This is a genomic window from Sulfitobacter sp. HI0129 (genome assembly GCF_001635395.1).
Lineage (GTDB): Bacteria > Pseudomonadota > Alphaproteobacteria > Rhodobacterales > Rhodobacteraceae > Sulfitobacter.
In genome coordinates this window covers 1-4,890 of the sequence record NZ_LWGH01000381.1, presented here as the reverse complement: position 1 = coordinate 4,890, position 4,890 = coordinate 1, and the positions used below count along the sequence as shown (strand labels likewise).

Annotated in this window: 3 protein-coding genes and 1 pseudogene; all 4 read right to left on the bottom strand. The window is 57.1% G+C overall.

From position 1 onward, the window contains the following. Positions 1-224: DUF6880 family protein (locus tag A3764_RS25970; protein ID WP_443069370.1), on the bottom strand; the 224-nt coding region annotated here is incomplete at its 3' end. Between the two features lie 459 nt (positions 225-683). After that, positions 684-2,141 (bottom strand): DUF6882 domain-containing protein, encoded by a 1,458-nt coding sequence (locus A3764_RS09845; RefSeq protein WP_150122131.1) that lies wholly within the window; start codon positions 2,139-2,141, stop codon positions 684-686. 375 nt (positions 2,142-2,516) lie between these two features. After that, on the bottom strand, positions 2,517-2,948 hold the full coding sequence (locus tag A3764_RS09840) for a DUF4259 domain-containing protein (RefSeq protein WP_067268436.1): 432 nt from the start codon (positions 2,946-2,948) through the stop codon (positions 2,517-2,519). Between the two features lie 153 nt (positions 2,949-3,101). Next, positions 3,102-4,327, bottom strand: a pseudogene (locus tag A3764_RS09835) (IS3 family transposase). Between the last annotated feature and the right edge of the window lie 563 nt (positions 4,328-4,890).

Here is a 4,890-nt window from a genome sequence, read left to right as displayed (position 1 = left end):
GCTTTTTGTTTGCGCCAGTCGACATAGCTTGTAGACCGTCGAAGGGAGGCGAACCGTTTGCGAATATCGGAAGCCACTTCCTTTGGCCCTTGAGCGGCACTCAACTCCATGCGCGCCTGGCGTTGCAGAGCAGCATTCCCTTGGACCAAATCCATCACAAGCGCGGCCAGTTTTGCGGCGCCAAGTTTCTCGAGGTTGGCTTGATTGAGGGATTTTTTGGACATAGGCAGGCCGACTTATTGTAAATTACCGACCGATGATGCCCTGCCTGGTCGTCGGGCGCAATCAAGTGCTATCTTTGGTTTGCCACGGCGTTTGCAGGGGATTTCGGCGGGAATTAAAAGTTGACCCAAGAACAACGAATGTCGAGTGTCGCCAGGTGGGACAGGGTCGGCCCTATCTTGTTATCCATCACATGCTGGGCGAATGACCGGTGCCGGCCCTTCCTGGACTTTCATTCTGCAACTGCATTGATGCCCCAGCCTGCAGGTCGGGCGGGAAGTGTGAATTCGCTGCGCCTGCGAAAGCACACTGTCGAACACTTGAAAGCGGCCATTCAAAGCTCGGGTTCAACGCTTCGCCTTGCTGCACCATGCATCAAGGTCAGCAATGCGCAGAAAGCGACAGTTTGCAAAGTTGCGGGGGCAGGTCACAGAAAACCTCGATTATAGAAACCTGGCCCCTCAGAAAAGGTCGTACCTATAGCCTTCGTCGCGGTGCTCCATTCTCGCGACCCGCCAGCTCACGTGCTCAAGGAATGGAATAGCTGTCCGCTTTAGACTTATGCGGACGGTGCTACTGCCCTCGCCAAAAAGGTTCTTGGTTATCATGTCAAACGTTGCCGATGCACTGTCAGCGCCCAAGAATTCAATTCCAATAATCCGGTCTGGCGCAAACTCTGGATCGGAAGAAAGTGATGCAGGATGCGCCGCGCGCTCGGGGGTCGCCCAAGTTAGCAAAAGATCAACCCAAGCCTTGCTGTTGAGCAGCTTTGCGGCATCGTCGGCCTCGCACAGAACGTGGCGTTGCTGCCGGAACTGTTGGGCTTCTTGAGTGCGTGCAAAGGCTTCAACCTCGAAATCATACAAAGCTTGAATCATGACTTGGACCATATCCGCAGGCGCCAAATCAGATCGCTGGTTTGCGAGTTCGGACAGCGCAGAGCTTACCCGCGTCTGTTCGTCTTGATTTGCATTCTTCGCAAAGGCGTCGGGCGACCTGAGGTAGGCCGCCTTGAGGAAGTGATCGCGGTCGTCGCTGGAGATTGCGGCCCGCGCCATCGCTAGAAGGATCAGAACCCTTGAAACTGGGACAATGGCTCTACCGGCGACATCCAGCGCCGTCTTGGCGCGCGCAAAATCACCTCCCGCCAGTGCCGCGATCCCCTCGGCGAAATAGACCCAGCCTGTTGGCTCTTGGTCTTGTGGGAAAGGACCAAGCTCGGCCTTGACGGCATCGATCCGCGCGAGCGCCGCAGCCGCATCATCAGACAATAAGGCATCTTGTGCCTTGGCCACCAAAGGTTCGAGGGCGCGCAGCCTATCAAAGGGGAGAAGGTTGCGTTGCCACTGGTTCAGGGCCATTTCAACGGTTCGTCGCAATGCACCGATTTGTTCAGCTGGGCTGAGCGGATGTTGTTGGGGGCGGGTTCTTTCAAACAGCCTTTGCAGGAACGATGGCTTGGATTTTGAGCTTTCGTCGCTCAGTTCCACGTTACTCAAGACCAACAACATGACAGTTCCGCCCGAACGCGTTGCATAAACAAGGTCGCACTCAACGAGATCGGCCGCCAAGCCCAATAGGATAGTGGCGTCCCGAATAGATATGGCTACCACATCTTCCGTCGCAATTTCGGTCAGCTGCGAAGGCAGCTTGGCTCTCAGAGTTTTCGCGGACTGTGCAAGTGCGGCAAGAATTGAGTCGTTTACGTCCGCCCATTGAAAACTTTGCCCGTCGTGGGTCCCAATAAACCCGGCTTGTGCCTCGATTGAGGCGTTGTTCGTTAGGGTGGCAGAAAACTTGCCGCTATCCTGATCCACATGCCAGCTCTCAACGAGGTCGTTGGCCAGCGCCTTGTGACCACCTTCGGTCAGTGCGCAGAGCTTGACATAAATAGGATCAAGTCGATCGAGGCTTTCCAAGCCGTAAAACACGGCCCTCCACGCTGGCGGTAGGGTCCATTCGGATAGAGGGTACGACATGCATGCTCTCCAAATTGGCAAAGGGGTTTTTGACTGACATTCCCAACGTGGCCCGCCGCATTACGCGGAAATAGCCTCGATCCGACAACTGGACCAACATTTGCCGCCCCAAGCAGCGTCTGCGGTAGAGCGCACTGCTGGAACAAAGCTGCTTTGGCTGCAAATATACGCGCCCTTCACACGGGTCAATCCGATGCAGTAGCATACCGAATGTCCACTCCGGGCTGACTGCCGCCATCGACGTTCGAGGCGACGCAGCCAAAGCGCCACAGCTAGGCGCTGTACCACCGCATGTCGGCTTCGAGCCCTTAGTGCTCACCCGATTTGTTTCAGAACCTCTAGCGCTGCATTCTTCGCACGGTCACGGTGCAAGCGAAAAGCCTCACCTTCACCCGCACTCTCCCACAATTCTTCCAACTCTGTTGCTTCGCCTTCCAATCGCTCGAGCGCCCAAAGGATACGCCGCTTGAGATTGGGAATTTTGAGTATTCTCTCGGCCTCACGCGTAATGGTCGCTCTGTAATCTGTCACCTGAGATGGATCGGCTAAACCTCCCGCGATTCCAACCACTTCACACATAGCCCAGAAGCATTGTTCGACATCTGCCGGGATAGATTTTTTTCGTCCTGCGTATTCTCCGATGACGGAAAGTGGAGTTGGAATGGCGATGAAGCCAAGCTTTTCCAAGTGACCGAGCCAATCGCTTGCCGCATCATTCTCGAATACTCTGGCACCCCAAGTTCCCACAAGACTGCTCCTTTTCATTTCCACACGATGCCACCGATGGCCGGTTCGGTGAAGCTGCGCCGCAGCACCCGGCTAAGAAGCGAATGGCAGCTCAGGGCCGGTCGCGTTTCAATGGCCTGTATCGCCCTAGGGTTATTGAGACACTATTGAAGCTTACGCGGCGGCTGGTATTTTGTCCATTGTGTCGCGTCTGAACAGGTTTGGTGAGCGGTGGCCATGTCGCTGGATCAGCCAATGCTCGTTGTACTCCTCCTTGAAGGTCTGGAGGGCGGCCTGCAGCTCCTCGATGGTATCGAAGGTTCTGACCCAGAGCAGGTTTTCCTTCAGCGTCCGTATGAAGCGCTCTGCGCATCCGTTGCCTTCTGGGGCACGGACAAAAGACGGTGAGGATTTCGCGCCCAGCCAGGCAATCTCGTTCTGGAAGTCATGGCTGATGTACTGCGAGCCGTTGTCATGGCGGATGGTCAGGCCATCGGCGACATCCTTGCCGATGGCCCCGAAGCATTCTCGCACCCCCTGACGTATGGGCTGAAGCGCTTCGAAGCGTGTGCCCCGCACGGCCGCGTGGATGCCCACACAGCTGGCCGAACAATGGTCGGCGGCGATAAAGACCGCCACCTGTTGTCCCGTGCTCAGGAGAGTGGCTGTCATGTCCGTTCCCCACATCTCATCAATGCTGTCCGGGATGATGGTCCCGTCGTGGGCGCGCGGTCCATGGGCCGCACCAAAGCAGAGTTTGGCGCAGAGACCGTTCTCGCGCATCAGCCTTAGCACCCGGGCTTTCGAGGTACGGATGCCCCTGTAACGCAGGCGTGCCCAGAGCTTGCGATGCCCTTCACCATAGCACGGGCTGTCGGTGATGACTTGCCTGATCTCTTCGACAAGCTCCGCATCCGGCATCGGCCCTTGTGGCCCAGGGCGGCGACGCACTGGTGGTGCAGGCGAGGCCGGTTGCAAGTCACGGTACACGCTGGCACGGCTCAGGCCCCAGACCCGGCAGACACGAGAGACGCCGTAGCTCTTGCCCGTGGAGATCGAGATGACCGCGCTCATCGCTTCGACCTCCGGCGCGCAAAAGGGTGACCTGCCTCCATCTTGGCGATCTTCTCATAAAGAAGCTCGTTATCCATGGTGATCTCGCCCACCTTGGCCCGCAGCCTGTCGATCTCCTCGTCCCGGGCGTCGCGCGGACGCTGCTTCAAACCACTGGCACCTGCCTCAAGAAACGCATCGCGCCAGCTGCTCACATCCGCCGCTGTCGCCTCAAGTGATCGCGCGACCAATTCCACATTTTCGCCCCGCAGGACGCGCAGCACGGCCTCCTGCTTTCGGGCTGCCGTCAGTCTACGTCGCCGGGCCGGAGCCGGATCTGCTGCGATATGTGAAGTCTCCGCAGCTCCGACTCCGGCGCGCTCAACCTTCTTTTGTTCCATCATAAAACACCTCAATCATCCCCTTGGATCATGTCTTAAGCGGTGTCTCAAAAAACTCTAGGGCGGGGGAGGCCGCCGTCGGCAACCGACTTTCATAATTCACCAACTGCGCATTGCTGACTTTGGTGGCTGGTGCGGCATGGCGATGTGTTGGGCCTTAGCCCTGAATGGCCACCTTCATGTGTGTGATGCTGTGCCTGACAGGCGTGGCGCGTCAATAGCGGCCATCTCCCCCAATGATTGCCCGTCAGTCCGTGCCAGCCTGAAGGTCGATTGCCAATACTCTGATCGCGGACCGGTTAGAGTTTCGACGCTCTAGGAGAGGGCCCCGGAGGCTTGACGATATGCTTCCTGCGCGTTCGCTGAGTACTTTCGCGGCGCCATCTGGTCGGAATGCTCGCAAAACATGTCAAGGCGTTCGTGTCTGGGCTCAGAATTTTCAAAAAAGACCAAAAAAGGCCCAAATCACTGTTTTACGGCAACCCGGGTGAATTCCACATAAGTTCCCT